Raw genomic sequence first — 22970 nt, forward strand, 5'->3', positions numbered from 1 at the left:
GCGAAATCCCCTGCCCTAGAGACGCCGCCCGCTTTGCGGATCGAAAAGGTGGATGCGGCCCGGATCGGGCGACAGCCGCACCGTGTGCCCGACCCGCACATCCAGGCGGTCGCGCGCGACGCAGGTGACCTCCTGCCCCGCGAGCCTTACGACGAGATAGGTTTCGGCCCCCGTCGGCTCCACCACGCAGACCTCCGCGGCAACGCCGTCTTCGCCAATGCCGATATGTTCGGGCCGGACGCCGTAGACCGCCCGCCGGCCGACCAGTTCCGGAGCCGGCGCGGCAAGCGGCAGCCGGACGTCGCCGGCGAGGAACCCGTCGTCGCGGATCTCTCCCGTCAGAAAATTCATTGCCGGCGAACCGATGAAGCCGGCGACGAACATGTTGACGGGACTGTCGTAAAGCGCCAGCGGCGCACCGACCTGCTCGACGACGCCATCGCGCATGACGACGATCTTGTCGGCCATCGTCATCGCCTCCACCTGATCATGCGTCACGTAGACGGTGGTCGTTCCGAGGCGCTGGTGAAGACTCTTGATTTCCGCCCGCATGGAAACGCGCAGCTTCGCGTCGAGATTGGAAAGCGGCTCGTCGAACAGGAACACCTTGGGGTCGCGAACGATCGCCCGCCCCATCGCGACGCGCTGGCGCTGGCCGCCGGAAAGCTGGCGCGGATAGCGCTGCAGAAGCTTGTCGAGATTCAGGATGCGCGCCGCCCGCTCCACCTTGCCCTGGATCTCGCGCTTGTCCGTGTTCTTGAGCTTCAGCGCGAAGCCCATGTTCTCCGCCACGGTCATGTGGGGATAGAGCGCGTAGTTCTGGAAGACCATCGCGATGTCGCGGTCCTTGGGGGGCAGCTCGTTCACGACGGTCTCGGCGATCCGTATCGTGCCGCCGCTGATCTCCTCAAGGCCTGCAAGCATGCGCAGGAGGGTCGACTTGCCGCAGCCCGACGGACCGACAAGCGTGACGAACTCCCCGTCGTCGATCTGGATGGAAACGCCGTGCAGGGCCTTGAGCGTGCCGTAGGACTTCTGGACGTTGTGAATTTCGACCGAGGCCATCGTCGTGACTCTCCTTGACAATATGAAAGGGGAGCCGGTCCCAACCGGGGACCGGCCCGCAGATCAGCCGGCGGCAAGGCTCGGGTGCTGCCCGCGCTCGACATAGATGCCGACCGTCACGTCCCACGGGATGACGCCCACCCGGGCAGCCCAGGCCTGCCACCGGGCCGCAAGGTCGGCGACGATATCGGGATTGTCCGCCGCAAGGTCGACGAGCTCCGTGCGGTCGGCCGCAAGGTCGTAGAGCTCCCAGCCGTTCGGCTCTTCGCGCACGAGCTTCCAGCGCCCGACCCGGATCGCGGCATTGCCCGTATGCTCCCAGTAAAGCGGTGCTTCGAGCAGCGACCCGCCGCGCAGGAGCGGCAGCAGGCTCCGCCCCTCCAGCGGCGCGACCGCGCGGCCGAGCGCCGGCGGCGGATAGCTGGCGCCGGTCACGTCCAGGATCGTCGGCGCGATGTCGACGAGCTGCGCCGGCGCATCGAGGATCGCCCCGTCCGCAAACCCGCCGGCCGGCCAGTGCACGATCAGCGGCGTCGCGATCCCGCCTTCGTGCACCCAGCGCTTGTAGAAGCGGAACGGCGTGTTGGAGAGGTTCGCCCAGGCGCGGCCATAGCTCGAATAGGTGTCTTCGGCGCCCGGAACGATGTCCGGCGTGTTGCCCACGCGCATCGGCCTGCCGTCGCGCGTCGCCCGCGGCAGGATGTCGGCCCGCTGCATGAAGGTCTCGACATCGAACTGGGGCAGGTCCTCCGGCGAGGCGCCGTTGTCGGAAAGGAAGACGAACAGCGTGTTCTCGAACGTGCCGCTCGCCTTGAGCGCCTCGACGATCCGGCCGATACCGCGATCCATGCCTTCGATCTGGGCCGCATAGGCCTGCATGCGCTTGGCCTGCCACGCCTTGTGTTCCGTGGCCGCCCAGGCCGGCTGCGTCGGATCGCGCGCGCTGAGGGCGGTGTCGGCCGGCAGGATGCCTTCCGCAACGAGGCGCTCCATGCGCTTTTCGCGCAGCGCATCCCAGCCCTCGTCGAAGCGGCCCTCGTAGCGGGCGATGTCCTCCTCAGGCGCATGCAGCGGCCAATGCGGCGCGGTGAAGGCGGCGTAGAGGAAGAAGGGATTGCCGGCGGCCGCCTGCTCCGCGATGAAATCGGCACCATGGGCGGCGATGGCGTCCGTGTAGAAGAAGCCGGGATCCCGCGCTTCCGCCGAGGCGTCGCTCTCCCCGCGCGTCAGCGTGCCGGGGGCGTAGAAGCTGCCGCAGCCGGTCAGCGTGCCGAAGAAGCTGTCGAAGCCGCGGCGTGTCGGCCAGGTGTCGTTCGGCGTGTGCATGTCGGTTGCCAGATGCCACTTGCCCGACAGGCATGTCGCATAACCGGCCGCTTTCAGCATTTCCGCAAGCGTCGCGCAACGGCCGTTGAGGTTGCCGGGATATCCGCGCGGCAGGTCATTGTTCGTGAGGACGCCGATCCCCGTCTGGTGCGGGTGAAGGCCGGTCATCAGCGAGGCGCGCGAGGGGCTGCAGCGCGCGGTGTTGTAGAACTGCGAAAAACGAGCGCCGTTGCGCGCAAGGCCATCCAGATGCGGCGTGGATATTTCTCCGCCATAGCAGCCGAGATCGGAAAAACCCATGTCATCGGCAAGGACAAGGACGATATTGGGACGCTTAGTCATCGATGCTCTCTCAGTTGGTTGCGCCGCCGAAGCGGCTTCGCTTCGGCTGGAAATGCTCCAGGCACGACAGGATCGTTCCGCCGGCCCCGGGGGCCGGCAGTCGCAGGTGTTCGAAATCTCCGTTCCGGAGCCGTCCTGTTCACGCGGCCCGCCGCACCACGGCGGGCTGCGTGACGGGATCAGCCCTCGCTACTTCGCAAAACCGCTTGCCTTGGCGATGTCCGCGAGCTTTGCCTGCAGGCCGTCGAGCGCCGCGGCGACCTCCACCTCGCCCGAGCCGATCTGGCCGATGACCGGTTCGACGGCCTCGAGCATCTGGGCGGCAAAGACGTATCGGATCGAGCCGCGGGCCAGGGGCGCGGAATCGCGCGCCGCTTCCATGATCGGCCGGAGCGCGCCGGCGCCCGAGACGTCGATGTCCTTGCGCGTCGGAATGCCGCCCGCGCCGGCAAAGACCTCCTGCTGCTTCTTTTCCAGCATCCAGACGATGAACTCGGCGGCCGCGCGCTGGCGCTCCGGCGCCTGGCCTGCCGGCACGCAGAGGGACCACACGCCGCTTGCCGGAACCGGCTGGTCGAGCGATCCCGCCGGCACGACCGCATAGCCGCATTTTCCGACGACGGAGGAGCGGGACTCGTCTTCGAGCTGCGGCATGCCGGCCGCCACGAAATGTCCCTGCAGGGCCTGGCCGCTCTGCATGAGCGCAATGCAATCCGCCTGCCCGACCGTCTGCGGCCGGGACGGCCCCAGCTCCAGAAGGCGGCGGAAGGTCGTCGCCGCGGCCTTTGCCGCCTCGCTGTTTATCGCCGGCACGAGCGAGCCGCCGTCGACGGTGAACCAGTCGGCGCCGAAGCCGTAGAGCACATGCATGAACTCGTAGCTGACCGACTGGCCGCCCGTCGTCGGCTGGCCGCGCGTGACATAGCCGTACCGGACCTCGCCGGCCTCCACCGCCTTCTTCCCGTTCTCGATCGCCTCGTCCCAGGTGCGCGGCACCTGCAGGCCCAGCTTGTCGTAGATGTCCTTGCGGTAGACGAAGAGATCGACATTGCCGTTGATCGGCAGGCCCATCACCTGCCCGCCGGCCACGCCCAGCCTTTGCTGCCTGTCCCACAGCGGCAGGTTGTCGTAGGTCAGGATGTTCGGATCGAGCGCATAGCCTTCGATGATCTCGTCGATCGGCTTGATCCAGCCGTTGTCGTAGAACTGGCCGGTCCACGGCTCGTCGAGCTGGAAGATGTCGAAGGCGGCGTTCTTGCTCTGGATCGCGTTGGTCATCTGGGTGCGCATGCCGCCATAGGGGAACGGCCGGAAGGTGATCTTCACGCCCTTTTCCGCCTCATAGGCCGCGGCCGCCTTCTGATAGGCCGGCAGCCAGGGCGTCGTGCCGGTCAGCACGATCAGCTCCCTGACCTCGGCGGCGGCCGCCCCCCATGCCGGAAGGCCTGCCACGCCCGCCGCGCCCGCGGCGGCGATCCCCTTGAGAACCTGGCGCCGGGATAGGGCCAGGCGCACGGTTTCGGTTTGCTTGATCATCTGTTCCTCCCTGAGATCAATCGGTGCATTTACTTGACGGAGCCGCGCGTCATGCCGGCGATGATGCGCTTGCTGGCGAGCACGCTCGCAATCATGATCGGCACCACGGCAAGGCTGCCGACGGCCGAGAGCTGGCCCCAGCGGACCTCGTAGGGCTGCACCAGCGATGCGATGCCCACGGAGAGCGGCGAGGTCGTGCCGCCGGACGTCATCGTCAGCCCCATGAGAAACTCGTTCCACGTCATGATGGCCGTGAAGAGCGAGCTGGTGATCAGGCTCGGCGTGACGAGCGGCAGCATGATCGTCCAGAAGGATCGCGCCTCGCTCGCGCCGTCGATGGAGGCCGCCTCCTGCAGGGCGGGCGGGATCTCGTCGAAGCCGATCTTCATGAGCAGCGTGGCGAACGGCAGGTTGAGGATCGTGTTGAGGATGATGAGGCCGGCGAGCGATCCGAGGAGCCCCGTCTGGATCAGCGTCACGTAGAAACCCGGCACGAGCGCCATCGGCGGCAGCATCGGGACCACGGCGCAGGAGGCGCCGACCGTGGCGGTCAGCCACCACGGCAGCCGCAGCTTGGAAAGGCCGTAGGCCGCAAGCGTCGAGGCGATACCGCACAGGACGACCGTTCCCGCCACGATGACGAGGCTGTTGGCGAGCTGCGCGCGGAAGGGCTGGTCGTCCGCCAGGATGGCGGTCACGTTGTCCAGCGTCAGGTCCAGCTCCCAGAACATGGAGATGATGGCCCGGTCCGACTGGAAGGAAAGCACGATCATCCACGCGATGGGAGCGATGAAGAGCAGCAGCAGCAGCGCCAGAACGGCATCGCAGGTGAGGTCGGCGAGATCCTTGCGCCGGCGCAGCCGCGCGTCGGCAAGGGTCCCTGTCTTGATGGCATGGCTGCCGGCGGTCATGCTTCCACCTCACGCGTTGCAGAAAAGAGCCGGATGGCGCGCAGGTGCCTGACGAGCATGCCCGCACCGATGGCGAGCGACATCAGCGCGACGAGCAGAACGCTGAAGGCGGAGCCATAGCCGTAGTTCAACTGGTCGAAGAAGACGTCACGGATATGCAGCGAGACCAGCGTCGTGGCGCCGTTCGGGCCGCCTGCCGTCAGGAGGTACATCTCGTCGAACGCCTTCACGCCCATGATCGCCCGGATGAAGACCGTTCCGATGATCGCCGGCATCAGCATGGGGATCTTGATGTAGCGGATCACCTGCCACTCGTTGGCACCGTCGCAGCGCGCCGCCTCGATGGCCTCCTCGTCGACCGCGCAGAGCGCCGTGTAGAGCATGAGGAAGGCGACCGGCGTCCAGTGCCAGACGTCGACGATGATGATGGCGACGATCGCGCCGGCCTCCGTGCCGAGCCAGTCCTGGGTCGGCAGCCGCACGGTATCGAGCAGCTTGTTGAGCACGCCGATGTTCGGGCTGAGGATCAGGAGCCAGATGAGGCTCACCACGACGGGCGCCACGATTGCCGGCCACAATAGGACGACCTGCGAGATGCGGTTGAGCCGCCTGCTGCGCTGGACGAGCAGCGCCAGCACCAGGCCGAGGACGACCGACAGGACGACGGTCGCGACCACGAAGAGAGCCGTGACCGCCAGCGAGTACATGGCCAGCTCGTTGGCGAGGATCTCGCGAAAATTGTCGAACCCGGCCGGCTGCCAGACGAACTCCCCCGCCTCGATGCGCAAATGGGAGAAAGCCATGAGAACGACCTGTGCCCAGGAATAGCCGCCGATCCCGACGATCAGGACGAGAAAGGGAAGCGTGGTGGTCTTCGCGAAGACGCTGGACCGCCGCCAGAATGTCAACGCCATGTCGTCAGATACCCCTGCCGCGCTCGGGCGATCCCGTCGCCGCGCGTTCCGGGCAGTCTCCCGCCCATGGCAGGCTTACGCCGCCGTCCGGACATTTCATCTCCTCCCAGATTATGTTCCACCTGATCCTTGCGCCATCTCAGCCATAAACTGAAATGCTTTCTTCTTTAAAATCCATAACCAAGGCGCATGGCGACGACAGGGCATCGCCGACCGCGAACCGCGCGGCACCGCGATCCGGACGGAACTTCGCAGGTCGCTTTGCGGTTACCTTCGAAAGCTGATTCCGTTTGCGGGAGAGATGTCATGAATCGTATTGTTCCGGCCGTTCTGGCCTGCTGTGTCCCGATGCTGTTTCCCACGGGGACGAGCGCCAGCGAGGAGCGGTTTCTGGACAGCCTCGCGGGCGACTATGCCGGACAGGGCCAGGTCCGCCTGCGCACGAACAGAAAGCCGATCACCGTCAGTTGCACATTCGCCTCGACCACGTCGGGCGATTCATTGTCGCTGAAAGGGCGGTGCCGCGGCCTGGTCGTCGTGTCGAGGGCCGTCGGCGTCGATCTCAAGGTTTCCGGCGGAACCTACCGCGGATCCTACATCGGAGCCGGTTCCGGGCCGGCGTCGCTTTCCGGCCGGCGCAAGGGCGAGGCGCTCAATCTCACCATCGGCTGGGCAAAGAAGGTGAACGGCGATCGCCGCGCCAATCTCTCCGTGGCGAAGGCCGGAAATGACGGCCTGACGCTCACGACGACGGACCGCGACCCCTCTTCGGGCAAGATGGTGACGACAAGCTGGATCACGCTTCAGCGCCGGTAAGCGCAGAAAAGGGCCATCGGCCGGCCGGCATGGACCGGCTGGCGACTGGTTCTAGTCCTCGGGGCCGTAGCCCGGCATCCTGTAGATCGTATCGGACCGTTGCTGAATGTCCGGCACGAAGACCCTCGCCATCCATTCCTCGTCCTTGACGTCCTCGATCGCCACCGACACGAGGTCTTCGCCGCACCCCAGCGATGCCGTTACGGCCTGGGTGAGCGCTTCGGCAAGCGCCCTCTTCTGCTCCTCGCTACGCCCCTCGATCATCTTGAGGATCACATGCGGCATCTTCGCCTCCCCGCTGAAACCTGCCGGCCGTCTTTGGAAACCTTCACGGCCATTGCTTTGCCCACTCCTTCAACTCCGCCCTCGCCTTTTCCGGCCATTCCGTCACCGGGGCGGGAAACACCGCGATCCGTTCGCCATGCGGCTTCCAGGCCGCATAGGCGCGGCGATCGCTCGAGGACAGGTAGATCAGACCCGCCTCGTCAAGGCATGCATGCGGACGGCACGCGGTGCCGACGAAATCGTCCCCCTTGAACTGGCCGCTTCCGACGCCGGCCATCAATTGCTGGAACTGCGTGAAATCCGAGCCGAGCACCATCTTGAAGCTTGCTGCGATTTCGGCGTTGTTGAAGGCGTCGGACGGGTGCGTGAAGGTGCGCTCCCGCAGGTTGCTCCAGCCGCGCGCCTCGTCCGGCTGGAAGGCCACGGGGGCAAGCGGCGTCATGCCGCGATCGACGCTCCACTGCCATCGCTCCGTATCCCGCCCGGGAACGCTCGCCGTCGAAAACAGCAGCGTCGAGCCCTCCACCGCGTGCGACACGGGCGTGCAACTGTCCAGGGGACCGTCTATCCTCGGCGCGCCTTTCTCGGGAAACGACAGCACGAAGGGAGACCCCTCGCAGGCATTGCCTCCGACCGAGCTCGTGCCGACCACCACGACCGTTCCGTCGAAGGCATAGATGTCGTCCAGGAAGATGATCGCATTCGTGTGCAGCTCCCGGCCATCGACGGTGAGCACTTTCTCGAAGTCCCGCTCCTTGATCTCGATCGTGCGGCCCGCGATCTTCTCCAGCTCCACCGCATTGGCGGATACGGCAAGGCCGGCAAGCCAGCCGACCAGGGAAAATGAGAGAATCAACCGTCGCGTCATGAAAACCTCCTGCACTTTGCGCGCAGGCTAGGCGGCGCGGCTGTCGATCGCAACCGGGCAATCCGTTTTCGCGAACGCCATGAACGGCGACGTTCGCCGTCACGGCTGCCCCTGCCGCGCGGGGCGCCCCGCTGCTGTCATGTCGCGCAGGCTCATTGGCCGGCTGAAAGCCGCGGGCCGGCCGATCTTCCGTCCTGCCGGCGTTTCAGACCGTCAGATGTTGACGCGCCTCCGGTTCGTCGAGCGTCGCGGCGGCGCCTTCGTGTACGATCGAGCCCCGGTCCATGATATAGACGTGATCGGCAAGCTCGCGGCAGAAGTCGAGATACTGCTCGACGAGCAGGATGGCCATGCCGGTGGAATCGCGCAGGTACCGGATCGCCCGGCCGATGTCCTTGATGATCGACGGCTGGATGCCTTCGGTCGGCTCGTCGAGCACGAGGATTTTCGGACGCGTCACCAGCGCGCGGCCGATGGCGAGCTGCTGCTGCTGGCCGCCCGAAAGATCGCCGCCGCGCCGGCCGAGCATGGTGTGCAGCACCGGGAAGAGGCTGAAGATCTCGTTCGGGATGAAGCGCTCCGAACGCTTCAGCGGCGCGTAGCCGGATTCGAGGTTCTCCCGGACGGTGAGCAGCGGGAAGATTTCGCGCCCCTGCGGCACATAGCCGATGCCCTCCCTGGCGCGACCATAGGGCGCCATGCCGTCGAGCTTCACGCCGTTGAAGGCCACCGAACCCGAGGAGAGCGGGTGCTGGCCGGTGATGGCGCGCAAGAGGCTCGATTTTCCGACGCCGTTGCGACCGAGCACGCAGGTGATCCTGCCCGTCTCGGCCGTGAGCGAGATGCCGCGCAGCGCCTGGGCGGCGCCGTAGTGGAGGTTGGCGTTTTCGACGGTCAGCATGCGGGGGCTCCCCTGGTGTCGGAGGCCTTGGCACCCCCCTCTGCCCTGCCGGGCATCTCCCCCACAAGGGGGGAGACTGGATGGGGCGAGGCCTCGCCCATTACGAACGTCGCGTGGGAGCAAAGCTTCTGCCACTTGCCGATCTCCCCACTTGTGGGGGAGATGCCCGGCAGGGCAGAGGGGGGTAGCGCCGCAGCGAATTCCAGCGACAGGAACACCGAATACACCCTCACCTCCCCAGATAGTTCTCGATGACCTTCTGGTCGGCACTGACGAAATCGATCGAGCCCTCCGCCAGAACCGAACCTTCCGCAAGGCACGTCACCTTGACGCCGAGGTCGCGGATGAAGCCCATGTCGTGCTCGACCACCACCACCGAGCGGGTCTTGGCGATCTCCTTCAAAAGGATCGCCGTCTCCGCCGTCTCGGCGTCCGTCATGCCGGCGACGGGTTCGTCGACCAGCAGCAGTTCCGGCTCCTGCGCCAAGAGCATGCCGATCTCCAGCCATTGTTTCTGGCCGTGGCTGAGGTTGGCGGCGAGGTCGTCCTTGCGGTTAGTCAGGCGCACGGTCGAGAGGATTTCCTCGATGCGGGCCTTGTCCTCCGCGGTCAGGCGATAGAACAGCGTCGAGAAGACGCCGCGGTCGCGGTTGAGCGCCAGTTCCAGATTGTCCCACACGGTGTGGCTCTCGAAGACCGTCGGCTTCTGGAACTTGCGGCCGATGCCGAGCTGGGCGATCTCCGCCTCGTCCTTCTGGGTGAGATCGACCGTGCCCTTGAAGAAGACCTCGCCGGCATCCGGCCGGGTCTTGCCGGTGATGATGTCCATCATCGTCGTCTTGCCCGCGCCGTTCGGGCCGATGATGGCGCGCAGCTCGCCGGGCTCGATGACGAAGGAGAGCGAGTTCAGCGCCTTGAAGCCGTCGAAGGAGACCGAGACGCCGTCGAGATAGAGGATGCTGGTGGGTTTTGCATTGCTTGCGAGCGTGTTCATGCCGGTCACTCCGCCGCCTGGGGTTCTGCCGCCGCGAAGGCGCGCGCTTCTTCCGCCGCCTTCGCCTTGCGATATTCCCGGCGCCGCTCGACGAACTGGCGCACGGTGCCGACGATGCCCTTCGGCAGGAACAGCGTGACGAGGATGAAGAGGCCGCCGAGCGCGAAGAGCCAGAATTCCGGGAAGGCGGCGGTGAAGACGCTTTTTCCCCCGTTGACGAGGATCGCCCCGACGATGGGGCCGATCAGCGTGCCGCGCCCGCCGACCGCCGTCCAGATGACGACCTCGATGGAGTTCGCCGGATCGAACTCGCCGGGATTGATGATGCCGACCTGCGGCACATAGAGCGCGCCGGCAACGCCCGCCATCATGGCCGAAACCACGAAGGCGAAGAGTTTCACATGTTCGACCCGGTAGCCGAGGAAGCGCGTGCGGCTTTCCGCATCGCGCACGCCGACGAGGATCTTTCCGTATTTCGAGCGCACGATGCCGGAGGTGATCACCAGCGAGAGGGCGAGCGCGACGGCGGAGGCAGCGAAGAGCGCGGAGCGCGTGCCCTGCGACTGGATGTTGAAGCCTAAAATATCCTTGAAGTCGGTGAGGCCGTTGTTGCCGCCGAAACCCATGTCGTTGCGGAAGAAGGCGAGCAGCAGGGCGAAGGTCATCGCCTGGGTGATGATCGAGAGGTAGACGCCGTTGACGCGCGAGCGGAAGGCGAACCAGCCGAAGACGAAGGCGAGCAGGCCCGGCGCAAGGATCGCCATCAGCGCGGCGAACCAGAACATGTCGAAGCCCTGCCAGAACCAGGGCAGTTCCTTCCAGTTGAGGAAGACCATGAAATCCGGCAGCAGCGGATTTCCGTAGGAGCCCCGCGCGCCGATCTGGCGCATCAGGTACATGCCCATGGCATAGCCGCCGAGCGCGAAGAAGGCGGCGTGTCCCAGAGAGAGGATGCCGCAGAAGCCCCAGACGAGATCGAGCGCCAGCGCCAGCAGCGCATAGGTGAGGTACTTGCCGAACAGCGAGACGATATAGGTCGGCACGTGCAGCGGGTGATCGGGCGCCGTCAGAAGATTCAGCGCGGGCACGAGGGCGGCGAGCGTGAGCAGGATCGCGACCGTGACGACGATGTTGCGCCCGAGGGCTTTTGCGAGAAACGAGGTGATCATGCTTCCACCGCCCTGCCCTTGAGTGCGAAGAGCCCGCGCGGCCGCTTCTGGATGAAGAGGATGATGAGCACGAGCACGAGGATCTTTCCGAGCACCGCGCCGGCATAGGGCTCCAGCACCTTGTTGAGGATGCCGAGCGAGAAGGCGCCGACCAGCGTGCCCCAGAGATTGCCGACCCCGCCGAAGACCACGACCATGAAGCTGTCGATGATGTAGCCCTGGCCGAGGTTGGGCGAAACGTTGTCGATCTGCGAGAGCGCGACGCCGGCGATGCCCGCGATGCCCGAGCCGAGCGCGAAGGTGAGCGCGTCGACCCACGGCGTCCTGATGCCCATGGAGGAGGCCATGCGGCGGTTCTGGGTGACGGCGCGCATCTGCAGGCCCATCGGCGTCTTCTTCAGGAGGAAGAGCAGGAAGGCGAAGACGGCGAGCGAGAAGAGGATGATCCACATGCGGTTCCAGGTGACCGTGAGGCCGCCGAGCTCGAAGGCGCCGGACATCCAGGACGGGTTGCCGACCTCCTGGTTGGTCGGGCCGAAGATCGAGCGCACGGCCTGCTGGAGGATCAGCGAGACGCCCCAGGTGGCGAGCAGCGTTTCGAGCGGCCGTCCATAGAGGAAGCGGATGATGCCGCGCTCCATGACGAGGCCGACCGCGCCGGTGACGAGGAAGGCGAGCGGCAGGGCGATGGCCAGCGACCAGTCAAAGAGGCCGGGAAAGGAGGTGCGGATGACCTGCTGCACGACGAAGGTCGTGTAGGCCCCGAGCATGACCATCTCGCCATGCGCCATGTTGATGATGCCCATCACGCCGAAGGTGATGGCAAGGCCGATGGCGGCGAGCAAGAGCACCGAGCCGAGCGACAGGCCGTACCAGATGTTCTGGCCGGCCGCCCACAGCGCAAGCTGGTCCTCGATCTGCTGGATGCCGATCTCGATATCGGGACGCAGGCTTTCGTCGGCGGAGGCGAGCGCGGCGGACAGCAGCGAAAGCGAATCCCGCCCGCCGGTCTGAACCACCGTGGCGACGGCCGCCTTCTTCTCCGCCACGGGGCGGTCGGACACCAGGATGGCGGCGGCACGGGCCTTTTCAAGCACGGCCTTCACCGCACCATCGGTTTCCGCGGCAAGCGCCGTGTCCAGGCCATCGAGCGCATCGGCGGTCGGCGTGCGCAGAATCGTGCCGGCGGCTTGAAGACGCACGGAAGTATCGGGGCTCATCAGCGTCAGCCCGCCGAGCGCACCACGGATGACCCGGCGCAAGCCGTTGTTGACCTTGACCTTTTCCAGCGCGGCCTTGGCCTCCTCGCCAACCTCGTCGCCGGTCAGCGCGTCGATCAGCTTGAAATTGGCGCCGGCCGGCTTGACGATGAACACGGTGCCATCGGCCTTGCGCTGGTAGAGATCGCCCTCGGCAAGCGCTTCGAGCGCCGGCACGATCTTGGGGTCGCCCGTCTTCGCCAGTGCCTCGACCTGCTTCTGGTTCTGCTGGAAACTGCCGCCGCCGAGCGCGTTCATCATGGCACGCAGGTCGTCCGCGGCCCGGAGGTCGGTCGCCATCAGGCAGAAAGCGACGATGAGGCATTGCAGAAAACGATGGATGAGCCGCGCTTGCATCTCATGGCCTCGAAGCGTTGGGTGATGTGGCCATCCCGAGCGTCGGGATGGCGGTTCGTCGGGAAGACCCTCTCTGCCTGCCGGGCAATGGCATGTGGCAGGACGATGCCGCATCCCCTTCTCCCCCGGGGGGAGAAGGTGGCCCGAAGGGTCGGATGAGGGGGTGAGACGAGTGGATCATTTTGATCTTTCGCGCCTGCGACCTCCCCCTCATCCGCCTGCCGGCACCTTCTCCCCCCAGGGGAGAAGGAGAATCGTGGCGACGGTTACATTCCATAAGCGATTGCCCTGCCCTTGAGGGAGAGAACCAGGGAAACTTGCACTTTCAGCTTGAGGAGAAGGGTTTTCCGTCCTTCCCTCTCAACCCCTCAGATCACGACCCCTTGCCACCGCACTTGCCGGTGGCGACGTTGAAGTTGCCGCATTCCATGGGCTTGCGCCAATCGGCGATCAGGTCCTTGGAGTCCGGCAGGAAATCCGACCATTCGTCGCCGACGACGAGGCCGGAGGTCTGCCACACGGTCTCGAACTGGCCGTCGGCCTGGATCTCGCCGATCAGCACCGGCTTGGTGATGTGGTGGTTCGGCATCATGGTGGAATAGCCGCCGGACAGGTTCGGCACGGAGACGCCGATCATCGCGTCGAGCACGGCGTCCGTATCGGTGGTACCGGCCTTTTCCACGGCCTTCAGCCACATGTTGAAGCCGATGTAATGGGCTTCCATCGGGTCGTTGGTGACGCGCTTGTCGTTCTTGGTGAACGCCTTCCACGTCTTGATGAACTCGGCGTTGGCCGGGTTGTCGACGGACTGGAAGTAGTTCCAGGCGGCGAGATGCCCGACCAGCGGGCCGGTGTCGAGACCGGCAAGCTCTTCCTCGCCGACCGAGAAGGCGACGACCGGGATGTCCTCGGCCTTGACGCCCTGATTGCCGAGCTCCTTGTAGAAGGGAACGTTGGCGTCGCCGTTGATGGTCGAGACGACGGCGGTCTTCTTACCGGCCGAGCCGAATTTCTTGATGTCGGAGACGATGGTCTGCCAGTCGGAATGGCCGAACGGCGTGTAGTTGATCATGATGTCCTCGGGCTTCACGCCCTTGGAGATCAGGTAGGCTTCGAGGATCTTGTTGGTGGTGCGCGGATAGACGTAGTCCGTACCCGCAAGCACCCAGCGCTCGACTTCCTCGTTCTCCATCAGGTAGTCGACGGCGGGGATCGCCTGCTGGTTCGGCGCCGCACCCGTGTAGAAGACGTTGCGCTGGCTCTCCTCGCCCTCGTATTGCACGGGGTAGAAGAGGATCGAGTTCAGCTCCTCGAAGACCGGCAGGACGGACTTGCGCGACACTGACGTCCAGCAGCCGAAGACGGCCGAGACCTTGTTGACCGAGACCAGCTCGCGGGCCTTTTCGGCGAAGAGCGGCCAGTCGGACGCCGGATCGACGACGACGGCTTCGAGCTTCTTGCCGAGCAGGCCGCCCTTCTTGTTCTGCTCCTCGATGAGCATCAGCATGGCGTCCTTGAGGGTCGTCTCGGAAATCGCCATGGTGCCGGAAAGCGAATGCAGGATGCCGACCTTGATCGTGTCGTCGGCCGCGAACGCGCCATGGAAGGCCGTCGTCGAGAGAATGGCTGCGAGCAGTGCGCCGGTGGCGCGCGCCTTGATGGACATGGTCTGAACCCCTCTGTTCTTTTGACCGCAACGGGGCGGATTGGTTTTTTAGCCGTTGCTGGAGGGGACTATCGGCCGGGCATGCTGCGCTGCACATACGTCATATTGCGTAGATGGGAGGGAGAAGCGGGAAGTTTTTGCGGCGCAGCAGGAATTTCGGGGGCGGTACATGTGTGCTACGAAAGGTCAGTGTGTTGGGCGGGCACCGCCCTCTCCTCCGTCATCCTCGGGCTTGACCCGAGGATCCAAAGCCGCGGGTGCCGAGTGGATCCTCGGGTCAAGCCCGAGGATGACGGAGAGTGGGGACATGGCGCGCCACAACGCACCCAAGGAGGGCCGGGTGAACACGGCCCACCAGACAACCGAGGGGAACGACAGCAACACATGGCCGCACGCCAGCGCATCATCCCGATCCGCCGCGAATACAATCGCTGGGTCGCCAACCAGACGCTGGAGGACTATGCGCTGCGCTTCACCGCCAAGAGCGCGCGGCGCTTCTCGTCGGACCGCATCTCGCAGACGGCCATCGGGGCGATCTCCTTCCTCGCGCTGGAGGCCATCGGCGGCGCGATCACCATGTCCTACGGCACGACCAACGCGCTTGCCGCCATCCTCGTCGCCAGCCTGATGATCCTCCTCGTCGGCCTGCCGATCAGCCGCTACGCCATCCGCCACGGCGTCGACATCGACCTTCTCACCCGCGGCGCGAGCTTCGGCTATATCGGCTCCACGCTGACCTCGCTGATCTATGCGAGCTTCACCTTCATCCTCTTCGCCATCGAGGCGTCGATCATGTCCGGCGCGCTGGAGCTGGCGCTCGGCATACCGCTCTGGATCGGCTACATCATCTCCTCCGTGGTGGTGATCCCGCTGGTCACGCACGGCGTGCAGCTCATCTCGCGCTTCCAGCTCGTCACCCAGCCGTTCTGGATCGTGCTGAACATCCTGCCCTTCGTCTTCATCGCCTTCGCGGACTGGGAAAAGGTCGGCGCGTGGCTCGCCTATTCGGGCCTCAATCATCCCTCCGGCCCGCCCGGCACCTATGCGCCCTTCACCCTCGTTGAGTTCGGCGCGGCCTCGGCGGTCATCTTCGCGCTGATGGCGCAGATCGGCGAGCAGGTCGACTTTTTGCGCTTCCTGCCGCCAGACGGGCAGAGGAAGCTGCACCACCGCATCGCCGTCTTCCTCGCCGGCTCCGGCTGGGTCGTCGTCGGCGCGCCGAAGCTGATCGCCGGTTCCTTCCTCGTCGTGCTGGCGCTCTCGACAGGCGTGCCCTCGACGCGCGCGGCCGATCCGGCGCAGATGTATTACACCGCCTTCGGCTACATGCTGCCGTGGGATAGCGCAGCGCTGCTGCTGATGGTCGCCTTCGTGGTGGTCTCGCAGCTGAAGATCAACGTAATGAACGCCTATGCGGGCTCACTCGCCTGGTCGAATTTCTTCTCGCGCCTGACGCACAGCCATCCCGGCCGTGTCGTCTGGCTGGTCTTCAACGTGGCGATCGCGCTGCTTTTGATGGAGCTCGGCATCTACCGGCTGCTGGAAGAAACGCTCGGCGTCTTCTCCATCGTCGCCATGGCCTGGCTCTGCACCATCTCGGCCGACCTCTTCGTCAACAAGCCGCTCGGGCTTTCGCCGCCCGGCATCGAGTTCAAGCGGGCGCATCTCTACGACATCAACCCGGTCGGCCTCGGCGCGATGAGCTTTTCCGCCGTCGTCGCCCTCGTCGCGCATTTCGGTGCATTCGGCGAAATCTCCGCCTCGCTCGCCCCCTATATCGCCGCCGTCGCCGCCTTCCTCGCCTCGCCGCTGATCGCCTGGGGGACGCGCGGCAAATACTACCTCGCGCGAAAACCGCGCCGGAGCTGGGCGCAACGCGACACCATCACCTGCTCGATCTGCGAACACCCGTTCGAGCCGGAGGACATGGCCTGGTGCCCGGCCTATGCCGCGCCGATCTGCTCGCTGTGCTGTTCGCTCGACAGCCGCTGCCACGACCTCTGCAAGCCGAAGGCGCGCTTCAACGCGCAGGTCGCGGGCGTCGCCAAAACCATCCTGCCCGAGCCGGTGACGACGGCGCTCGCCACCCGCCTCGGCCGCTACGGCATCGCGACGGCCCTGTCGATCACCGGCATGGGCGTCATCCTCGCGATGATCGCCCACCAGGTCGGCACCGGCTCGCCGGAGACGGCGGCGGTGGTGGAGCGCACGATCGCCGTGGTCTTCTTCGTCTTCGCCGTGGTGGCCGGCGTCGTGTGCTGGTTCTATGTGCTGGCGCATGACAGCCGCGTCGTCGCGGAAGAAGAATCCTCGCGCCAGACGACGCTTCTCCTGAAGGAAATCGCCGCGCACAAGAAAACGGACGCCGCGCTTCAGCAGGCGAAGGAGACGGCGGAAGCGGCGAACCGCGCCAAGAGCCGCTACGTCGTCGGCCTCAGCCATGAATTGCGCACGCCGCTCAATGCCGTGCTCGGCTATGCGCAGGTGCTGGAGCGCGACGAGAGCATCCCGCCGCAGCGCCAGGGCGCGATCCGCGTCATCAAGCGCAGCGCAGACCACCTTTCCGGCCTCATCGACGGCCTGCTCGACATTTCCAAGATCGAGGCGGGAAAGCTTCAGGTCTATTCGAACGAGATCAACATCCATGATTTCCTCGACCAGATCATCGAGATGTTCCGCCCGCAGGCGCAGGCCAAGGGCGTCGCCTTCACCCATGAGCGCGCGAAAAACCTGCCGGCCTATGTGCGCACCGATGAAAAGCGCCTGCGCCAGATCCTTGTGAACCTCATCTCCAATGCGCTGAAATTCACCGACAGCGGCACGATCCGCCTCGACGTCTCCTATCGCAGCCAGGTCGCCACCTTCACGGTGGCCGACAGCGGCCGCGGCATCCTCGAAAAGGACCTTTCCCGCATCTTCGAGCCCTTCCAGCGCGGCGATGCCGAACACGGCCGCATGCCGGGCCTCGGCCTCGGCCTCACCATCACGCGCCTGCTCACCCAGACGCTCGGCGGCGAGATCGCCGTGACGAGCGAGCGCGGCAGGGGCACGGAATTCCGCGTGCGGCTGATGCTCTCGGCCGTCGACCGCCCGACGGCGCCGAAGGTGCGCCACATCAAGGGCTATACGGGGCGGCGGCGCACCATCCTCGTCGTCGACGACAATGCCGACCACCGAAACCTGATGGAGGAGGTGCTGCGGCCGCTCGATTTCACCGTGCTGACGGCGAAGGGCGGCGCGGAATGCCTTGCCCTCGTCGAGGGGCTGAGGCCGGACCTCTTCCTCATCGACATCTCCATGCCGGGCATGAACGGCTGGGAACTGGTGGAGCGGCTGCGCGCCCTCGGCCAGCCCGGCCCGGTCGTCATGCTCTCGGCCAATATCGGCGACGGCTCGGCCGCCGCCGCCGAGACCGGGCACAACGACACGCTGGCCAAGCCCTTCGACCTGCGCCAGCTTACCGACAAGCTCGCGCTCCACATGGGGCTCGAATGGACCTACCATGGCGAGGCACGGGCGGAGGAACCGGCGCGCACCCACATCGTCATCCCGGAACGGGACGACGTGGAGGAGTTGATCCGGCTCGGCGAGATCGGCTATGTGCGGGGCATAGAGGCGAAACTGGCCGAAATCGCCCGCACGCCGAAACACCAGCCCTTCACGGAGGCGGTGCGCGCCTACGTGCAGGTGTTCGATCTTGCCGGCTACGACGCCTTCCTGAAAACCATGGACCCGGAGAAAGGACGCCGCCCGTGACGGAACCGGCCACCCCGCGCGACATCGTCCTGCTCGTCGACGATTCCCCCGAAGCGCTCGGCTTCCTGACGGAGGCGCTGGAGCAATCCGGCTTTTCCGTGCTCATCGCCACATCCGGCACGGCGGCGCTCAACATCGTCGACCGCATCACGCCCGACATCATCCTGCTCGACGCCGTCATGCCCGGCATGGACGGGTTCGAGACCTGCCTGAAGCTGAAGGCCAACCCGGCCGTCAGCCCCGTGCCCGTCGTCTTCATGACCGGCCTCACCGAGACGGAGCACGTGGTGCGGGCGCTGGAGGCCGGCGGCGTCGATTACCTCACCAAGCCGATCAACATCGACGAACTGCGCGCCCGCATCCGGGTGCATCTCTCCAACGCCCGCTCCGCCCAGAGCGCGCGGGTGGCGCTCGATGCGGCGGGCCGGCATCTGCTGGCCGTCAGCGGCGAGGGAAAGATCCGCTGGTCGACACCGCAGGCGACGCGCCTCGTCAACGCCGCGACGGGCAGCGACGACGGCCTCGACGCGGTCTCGACCCATATCAACGCCTGGATGAAGACCCGCGGCACCGCGCGCGAAAACAGTTTCGCGATCCGCCAGGCGGGCCAGGCAAGCCTGCAGCTCGCCTTTCTCGGCGCGATCGGCGCGGACGAATATCTCTTCCGCCTCACCGCGGAAAACCGGCTTTCCGAGGATGAGGTGCTGCGCCAGCATTTTGCGCTGACGCACCGCGAATCCGAGGTGCTGCTGTGGATCGCCAAGGGCAAGTCGAACCGGGATATCGGCGAGATCCTCGGCCTCAGCGCCCGCACGGTGACCAAGCACCTCGAACAGATCTACGTGAAGCTCGGCGTGGAAAACCGCGCCTCGGCGGCGGTGAAGGCCGCCCATGTGCTGCACGAGGTCTGACGACGGACAGGCGGCTTCCCGTGCGCCATGAGCTGGGTTGATGGCCACCAGTAGTCGTATCGAATCGAACCAGGGCTGAGCTGGCCGTCGGTGCGCTCCGCGGCCATGGGCGCAACGGATCGCCATTCCGGCCAAAACCCGTCACGCACCGTTGCAGGCGCCGTCCTGGCCGACGCCCGGCGCGGCCAGCATCGGCAAGAAACCGTGAAGCCAGACGCCGAAGCTGGCCGCCCACAGCAGCGCGCTGATGGCATGGTGCAGGGGCGCAAGGCCGGCGGCGAAGGCGAATTCGGGAAGGACGCGGACGAACGCGGCGGCGACCATCAGCAAGGCCGCCCCGTGGGCCTGCCATGGCAGGTGCAGGAGATCGCGGCCGGTATGCCGCAGGCCGGCGATGACCAGCACGGCCATCACCGCGCAGCCGAGTGCCCCGACCGACAGCATGTGCAGGCCGGCGGCAGGGGGAAGGTCGAGGCCGAGCCGCGTTGCGCCGAGCGCCAGGAAACCGGCGCCGGCAAAGGCATTGCCGAGGGCGAGCATGACCACCTCGGTCCTGAAGGCGGGGCGGCCGATGAACCATTCCGCCAGCCGGTCGAGGAACGCGGCGCCCGCCGCCAGCGCCAGCCAGGCCGAAACGCCGCTTTCCGGAAAGATCAGGGCCGAGGCCATGTAGAGCACCGTCATCGCCGCGGCCGCATGGCGCCGCCCGGGATGCGGCCTGTAGGGCGTCGTCTCGCCGGTCGGATCCAGCGCAAGGTTGATCACCACGACATTGATGCGCGAGGCGGACAGCGAAAACAGCACGATGAAGATGCAGAGCGCCGTTTCCAGCAGGCGGGCGGAGAGCGCGACATCGCCGACGAACCAGCCATAGTGCACGCCCGCCGCCACCGCGGCGAAGGAAAGCAGCCAGAACAGGAAGGCGAGATGCTTCGTCGTGCGGCGCTCCAGCATCGCCCGGCCGATCAGGGCGGAAAGCGCGACCAGGAAGGCAAGGTCGAAGACGGCGGCCACGGGGCTCAGCGCATCCGCCCCCACCGCGCCGACCAGGCGCGCCGGCAGCCAGAGGGCGGCAAGGCAAAGCAACGCCCTGCCCCGTGGCGGGCCTGTATCGGTCCATTCCGGCACGGCCGAGCCGAGGAAGCCGGCGAGCGCCATGCCGTAGGTGCCGAAGATCATTTCATGCGCATGCCACTGCGAGGACGGGATGTCGGAGGAAAAGGGCAGCTCGTAGCCGCCCAAGACCACCCAGAGGAACGGCAGCAGCGCGCCATGGGCGGCGGCCAGGGGAAAGAACAGCCGCAGCGCTTCGGCAAGGATCGGCCGCTCCCTCATCGCGCCCGCTCCGTCGCCGAGAAGAGCTCACCGAAGACGGGGTCGCGCGACCATGCCTCCACCTGCTCGAAGATCGCCCGTTCGGAGCGTTCGCCCGGCCGGCCGGCAAGCGCGCGGCTCGCGGCGATGCGTCCGTCCCGGCCCGAGAGAACCGCGATGCGATCGGCCACGCGGACCGCTTCGGCAAGATCGTGCGTCACCAGCAGCACGGAGAAGCCACGGCTGCGGGCGGCGGCGATCAGGAGGTCCTGAAGATGGCGGCGCAGGCCGACATCCGTCGCGCTGAACGGTTCGTCGAGGAACAGCATGTCGGGATCGACGGCGAGCGCCCGCGCCACGTTCGCCCGCTGCCGCATGCCGCCGGAAAGCTCCGCGGGGTATTTTGTGAAGTCCGCCTCTTCCAGGCCGACGGAGAGCGCGAGGCGCTCCGCCGTCCTGCGGCGCGCCGCCTTCCCCTCGCCCCTTGCGGCAAGGCCGTAGGCGATATTGTCCGTCAGCGTCATCCACGGCAGCAGGCGCGGCTCCTGGAACACCACCGCCTGGCGGCGGTATCCGCGCACGACCCGCCCCTTGACCGGCTCGACGATGCCGGCGGCGATCTGCAGGAGGGTCGTCTTGCCGCTGCCGGACGGGCCGAGCAGCGCCACGGCCTCGCCCTTGCCGATGCAAAGGTCGAAATCCTCGAAGAGGCTGCGCCCGAGAAAGGCGTGCCCGACGCGGGAGAAGGTGAGCGCGGGGCTTTGCCTCATCGCTTCACGCCCCAGGGAAGGCCGGCGCTGCGCCAGCGCTCCGCGGCCTCGCGCACCACATGCAGCACGCCATAGTCGGTGGCGAGCGCGAGGATGACGGTGATCGCCAGCCAGGCCGTGACGAGCGGGATGTCGAAAAGCGCGCGTGCCGTCGCCAGCTCGCCGCCGATGCCGCCGGAATTGGAGAGGAGTTCCGCCATCACCGTGACCTTCCAGGCGCTGCCGGCCGTCGTCGTCCAGGCAGGGAAGAGATAGGAGAGCACGTGCGGCAGGGTGATCGTGTGCAGCCGGTAGGCCCATGAGGCGCCGAAGGACTGGGCCATGATGTCGAGCTGCCGGTCGCGCTTGGCGACGCCTTCGAGCGCGCCCGCGAAGGAGAGTGGCGCGGAGGCGATGACCACCGTCATGACGGCCGTGCCGCCGGACGAGCCGAACCAGATCAGTGCCAGCACGATCCAGCCGATCGGCGGCACGCCCAGCATGACCGTGACCACCGGCTTCATCAGCCGCATGGCGGCGAAGGAATAGCCGGCGACGAGGCCGGCCGCCGTGCCGGTCACGGCGGCGAGCGCGAAGCCCGAAAGCGCCCGGCCGGCGCTCTGCGACAGGATCGTCCAGAAATCCGGCCGCGTGGCGAGCGCGCCGATGGCTGCGGCCGTTTCCGCCGGCGACGGCAGGATGAAGGAGCCGTAGATCTCATGCCCGGCCTGCCAGACGGCGAGGAAACAGAAGATGCCGGCAAGGCCCGCCCATCCGGCCCACAGATAGCGCCCCGTCCAGCCGAGGCCGGCGAGAACATGGCTCATCGCATCACACCAGATAGAACCCGTCGCCCGGCAGCTTGCCGCCGATGATCGCCGGATTGGCCTTGGCCAGCACGCCGTAGAAGCTTTCGAGGGTCTTCCTCGCCGCGCTCGCGGGGATCGCGCTCAGGTGGCTGGTCGGGAAGGACGCAGCGATGATCTCCGGCGGGAAGCCGAGCGCGTCCGCGACGGCATTCGCCGCGGCCTCGGGATCGGCCAGCGCATCGGCGAGCGCGGCCTCGATCGCCGCCTGCAGGGCGCGGGCGCCTTCCTTTCCGAGCGCCTGCTGCACCTCGGTCGTCAGCGCGAGCCCGGCCTGCGGGATCTCCGACGTGCCCGCGACGGCCTGCCATTCCGCCTGGACGTCGATGGCGCGGTAGACGGTCATGAAGAGCGATTTCGCCTTGATGATGACGCCGGTCGCCGCTGGTTCGCTGAGGAGAGCGGCATCGACGCGGCCGGTCAGGAGCAGTTGCACCGCCTCGGGCGACGAGGCGGTATATTCGAGCGTCACGTCGCCCTCTCCCAGCCCCGCCTGCGCCAGAAGCCGCGCCATCACGAAATCCGGCATGTCGTTCTTGAACGGCAGGGCGAGCGTCCTGCCCTTGAGCCCGGCGACCGTCTTCAGGCTCTCGTCCTTCGAGACCACGTAGAGGAGGCCGGTGGTCAGCACATCGAGGAGCCCGATGCCGAGGCCCCGGTTGTGCAGGTTGGCGGCGGCATAGCTCGGCATCACCACGGCGCCCATGGAGCCGGAGGCGACGGCGGCGCGCATCTCGTCCGGCGTCTTCCAGGCGCGGAAGACCGCCAAGGGCGCGACGTCCTTCAGGAAGCCGCCCTTGACCGCATGGGCAAGGACGGCGGAGGGCGCGGCCGGCGGACCGTAGAGCGTCAGCGGCGCAGCGGCCCTGAGGATCGCGGGCGCCGCCAGCGTCGTGACCGCGAGCGCGGAGAGGCCGGCAAGAACGTCACGGCGGGTGGGAAGGGTCATGTCCATCGTCCTTTCG

The 22970-nt window shown here is 66.6% G+C and carries 19 protein-coding genes; 3 read left to right on the forward strand and 16 right to left on the reverse strand.

The features are described from left to right. Nucleotides 1–15: 15 nt before the first annotated feature. The 5 genes from AABF56_RS09615 to AABF56_RS09635 all read right to left on the reverse strand — a co-directional run bounded on the left by AABF56_RS09615 (nucleotide 16) and on the right by AABF56_RS09635 (nucleotide 6094). A complete protein-coding gene (locus AABF56_RS09615) occupies nucleotides 16–1065 on the reverse strand; it encodes an ABC transporter ATP-binding protein (RefSeq protein WP_272805747.1) in 1050 nt (349 codons plus the stop codon). Nucleotides 1066–1128: 63 nt separating this feature from the next. Further along, nucleotides 1129–2733, reverse strand: a complete 1605-nt coding sequence (locus AABF56_RS09620; protein WP_272805748.1) for an arylsulfatase — start codon at nucleotides 2731–2733, stop codon at nucleotides 1129–1131. A 189-nt stretch (nucleotides 2734–2922) separates the two neighbouring features. Then, nucleotides 2923–4269 carry an ABC transporter substrate-binding protein gene (locus AABF56_RS09625; RefSeq protein ID WP_272805749.1) on the reverse strand — a complete coding sequence of 449 codons (1347 nt, stop codon included), beginning with the start codon at nucleotides 4267–4269 and terminating at the stop codon, nucleotides 2923–2925. 29 nt (nucleotides 4270–4298) lie between these two features. Next, nucleotides 4299–5180 carry a carbohydrate ABC transporter permease gene (locus AABF56_RS09630; RefSeq protein WP_272805750.1) on the reverse strand — a complete coding sequence of 294 codons (882 nt, stop codon included), beginning with the start codon at nucleotides 5178–5180 and terminating at the stop codon, nucleotides 4299–4301. Then, a complete protein-coding gene (locus tag AABF56_RS09635; RefSeq protein ID WP_272805751.1) occupies nucleotides 5177–6094 on the reverse strand; it encodes a carbohydrate ABC transporter permease in 918 nt (305 codons plus the stop codon). Before AABF56_RS09635 ends, AABF56_RS09630 begins: the two co-directional genes overlap by 4 nt. A 306-nt stretch (nucleotides 6095–6400) precedes the next feature. Here AABF56_RS09635 and AABF56_RS09640 point away from each other — a divergent pair, with 306 nt between their 5' ends. Next, complete coding sequence (locus AABF56_RS09640) at nucleotides 6401–6910, forward strand: hypothetical protein (RefSeq protein WP_272805752.1); 510 nt, start codon at nucleotides 6401–6403, stop codon at nucleotides 6908–6910. A gap of 51 nt (nucleotides 6911–6961) precedes the next feature. Here AABF56_RS09640 and AABF56_RS09645 read toward each other — a convergent pair whose 3' ends face one another. The 7 genes from AABF56_RS09645 to urtA all read right to left on the reverse strand — a co-directional run bounded on the left by AABF56_RS09645 (nucleotide 6962) and on the right by urtA (nucleotide 14409). Beyond that, a complete protein-coding gene (locus AABF56_RS09645) occupies nucleotides 6962–7195 on the reverse strand; it encodes a tautomerase family protein (protein WP_244769471.1) in 234 nt (77 codons plus the stop codon). Between the two features lie 43 nt (nucleotides 7196–7238). Then, entirely contained in the window at nucleotides 7239–8063 is an 825-nt protein-coding gene (locus tag AABF56_RS09650) for a hypothetical protein (RefSeq protein ID WP_272805753.1), read from the reverse strand. A gap of 205 nt (nucleotides 8064–8268) precedes the next feature. Beyond that, nucleotides 8269–8964, reverse strand: a complete 696-nt coding sequence (urtE, locus tag AABF56_RS09655; RefSeq protein ID WP_244769469.1) for an urea ABC transporter ATP-binding subunit UrtE — start codon at nucleotides 8962–8964, stop codon at nucleotides 8269–8271. 229 nt (nucleotides 8965–9193) lie between these two features. Continuing rightward, nucleotides 9194–9958 carry an urea ABC transporter ATP-binding protein UrtD gene (gene urtD / locus AABF56_RS09660; protein WP_272805754.1) on the reverse strand — a complete coding sequence of 255 codons (765 nt, stop codon included), beginning with the start codon at nucleotides 9956–9958 and terminating at the stop codon, nucleotides 9194–9196. A gap of 5 nt (nucleotides 9959–9963) precedes the next feature. Beyond that, a complete protein-coding gene (gene urtC / locus AABF56_RS09665; protein ID WP_272805755.1) occupies nucleotides 9964–11127 on the reverse strand; it encodes an urea ABC transporter permease subunit UrtC in 1164 nt (387 codons plus the stop codon). Next, nucleotides 11124–12743, reverse strand: coding sequence for an urea ABC transporter permease subunit UrtB (gene urtB / locus AABF56_RS09670; protein ID WP_272805756.1), 1620 nt, complete (start codon nucleotides 12741–12743; stop codon nucleotides 11124–11126). The genes urtC and urtB overlap by 4 nt, the downstream gene beginning before the upstream one ends. Nucleotides 12744–13116: 373 nt before the next feature. Further along, nucleotides 13117–14409, reverse strand: a complete 1293-nt coding sequence (gene urtA / locus AABF56_RS09675; protein WP_244769466.1) for an urea ABC transporter substrate-binding protein — start codon at nucleotides 14407–14409, stop codon at nucleotides 13117–13119. Between the two features lie 384 nt (nucleotides 14410–14793). Here urtA and AABF56_RS09680 point away from each other — a divergent pair, with 384 nt between their 5' ends. Further along, complete coding sequence (locus AABF56_RS09680; protein ID WP_272805757.1) at nucleotides 14794–18165, forward strand: hybrid sensor histidine kinase/response regulator; 3372 nt, start codon at nucleotides 14794–14796, stop codon at nucleotides 18163–18165. Next, nucleotides 18162–19076 carry a response regulator transcription factor gene (locus tag AABF56_RS09685; RefSeq protein ID WP_272805758.1) on the forward strand — a complete coding sequence of 305 codons (915 nt, stop codon included), beginning with the start codon at nucleotides 18162–18164 and terminating at the stop codon, nucleotides 19074–19076. Before AABF56_RS09680 ends, AABF56_RS09685 begins: the two co-directional genes overlap by 4 nt. A 141-nt stretch (nucleotides 19077–19217) precedes the next feature. On the opposite strand, the gene AABF56_RS09690 is transcribed toward AABF56_RS09685, so the two are convergent. From AABF56_RS09690 to AABF56_RS09705, 4 genes are read right to left on the reverse strand one after another with little or no spacing between them, the layout of a single operon-like run. Then, nucleotides 19218–20411: an NnrS family protein gene (locus AABF56_RS09690; protein ID WP_272805759.1), complete on the reverse strand. Its 1194-nt coding sequence runs from the start codon at nucleotides 20409–20411 to the stop codon at nucleotides 19218–19220. After that, nucleotides 20408–21160 carry an ABC transporter ATP-binding protein gene (locus AABF56_RS09695; protein ID WP_272805760.1) on the reverse strand — a complete coding sequence of 251 codons (753 nt, stop codon included), beginning with the start codon at nucleotides 21158–21160 and terminating at the stop codon, nucleotides 20408–20410. Before AABF56_RS09695 ends, AABF56_RS09690 begins: the two co-directional genes overlap by 4 nt. Beyond that, nucleotides 21157–21966 (reverse strand): ABC transporter permease, encoded by an 810-nt coding sequence (locus AABF56_RS09700; RefSeq protein WP_272805761.1) that lies wholly within the window; start codon nucleotides 21964–21966, stop codon nucleotides 21157–21159. Before AABF56_RS09700 ends, AABF56_RS09695 begins: the two co-directional genes overlap by 4 nt. Nucleotides 21967–21970: 4 nt before the next feature. Continuing rightward, entirely contained in the window at nucleotides 21971–22954 is a 984-nt protein-coding gene (locus AABF56_RS09705; RefSeq protein WP_272805762.1) for an ABC transporter substrate-binding protein, read from the reverse strand. Between the last annotated feature and the right edge of the window lie 16 nt (nucleotides 22955–22970).

Origin of the sequence: Shinella sp. WSC3-e (genome assembly GCF_945994535.1) — a bacterium.
In the GTDB taxonomy this organism is placed as follows: Bacteria; Pseudomonadota; Alphaproteobacteria; order Rhizobiales; family Rhizobiaceae; genus Shinella; species Shinella yambaruensis.

Bases quoted from the DNA above. Each gene is read 5' to 3' on its own strand.
- AABF56_RS09615 (WP_272805747.1), bottom strand. From the start codon at position 1,065: ATGGCCTCGGTCGAAATTCACAACGTCCAGAAGTCCTACGGCACGCTC.
- AABF56_RS09620 (WP_272805748.1), bottom strand. From the start codon at position 2,733: ATGACTAAGCGTCCCAATATCGTCCTTGTCCTTGCCGATGACATGGGT.
- AABF56_RS09625 (WP_272805749.1), bottom strand. From the start codon at position 4,269: ATGATCAAGCAAACCGAAACCGTGCGCCTGGCCCTATCCCGGCGCCAG.
- AABF56_RS09630 (WP_272805750.1), bottom strand. From the start codon at position 5,180: ATGACCGCCGGCAGCCATGCCATCAAGACAGGGACCCTTGCCGACGCG.
- AABF56_RS09635 (WP_272805751.1), bottom strand. From the start codon at position 6,094: ATGGCGTTGACATTCTGGCGGCGGTCCAGCGTCTTCGCGAAGACCACC.
- AABF56_RS09640 (WP_272805752.1), top strand. From the start codon at position 6,401: ATGAATCGTATTGTTCCGGCCGTTCTGGCCTGCTGTGTCCCGATGCTG.
- AABF56_RS09645 (WP_244769471.1), bottom strand. From the start codon at position 7,195: ATGCCGCATGTGATCCTCAAGATGATCGAGGGGCGTAGCGAGGAGCAG.
- AABF56_RS09650 (WP_272805753.1), bottom strand. From the start codon at position 8,063: ATGACGCGACGGTTGATTCTCTCATTTTCCCTGGTCGGCTGGCTTGCC.
- urtE (WP_244769469.1), bottom strand. From the start codon at position 8,964: ATGCTGACCGTCGAAAACGCCAACCTCCACTACGGCGCCGCCCAGGCG.
- urtD (WP_272805754.1), bottom strand. From the start codon at position 9,958: ATGAACACGCTCGCAAGCAATGCAAAACCCACCAGCATCCTCTATCTC.
- urtC (WP_272805755.1), bottom strand. From the start codon at position 11,127: ATGATCACCTCGTTTCTCGCAAAAGCCCTCGGGCGCAACATCGTCGTC.
- urtB (WP_272805756.1), bottom strand. From the start codon at position 12,743: ATGCAAGCGCGGCTCATCCATCGTTTTCTGCAATGCCTCATCGTCGCT.
- urtA (WP_244769466.1), bottom strand. From the start codon at position 14,409: ATGTCCATCAAGGCGCGCGCCACCGGCGCACTGCTCGCAGCCATTCTC.
- AABF56_RS09680 (WP_272805757.1), top strand. From the start codon at position 14,794: ATGGCCGCACGCCAGCGCATCATCCCGATCCGCCGCGAATACAATCGC.
- AABF56_RS09690 (WP_272805759.1), bottom strand. From the start codon at position 20,411: ATGAGGGAGCGGCCGATCCTTGCCGAAGCGCTGCGGCTGTTCTTTCCC.
- AABF56_RS09695 (WP_272805760.1), bottom strand. From the start codon at position 21,160: ATGAGGCAAAGCCCCGCGCTCACCTTCTCCCGCGTCGGGCACGCCTTT.
- AABF56_RS09700 (WP_272805761.1), bottom strand. From the start codon at position 21,966: ATGAGCCATGTTCTCGCCGGCCTCGGCTGGACGGGGCGCTATCTGTGG.
- AABF56_RS09705 (WP_272805762.1), bottom strand. From the start codon at position 22,954: ATGACCCTTCCCACCCGCCGTGACGTTCTTGCCGGCCTCTCCGCGCTC.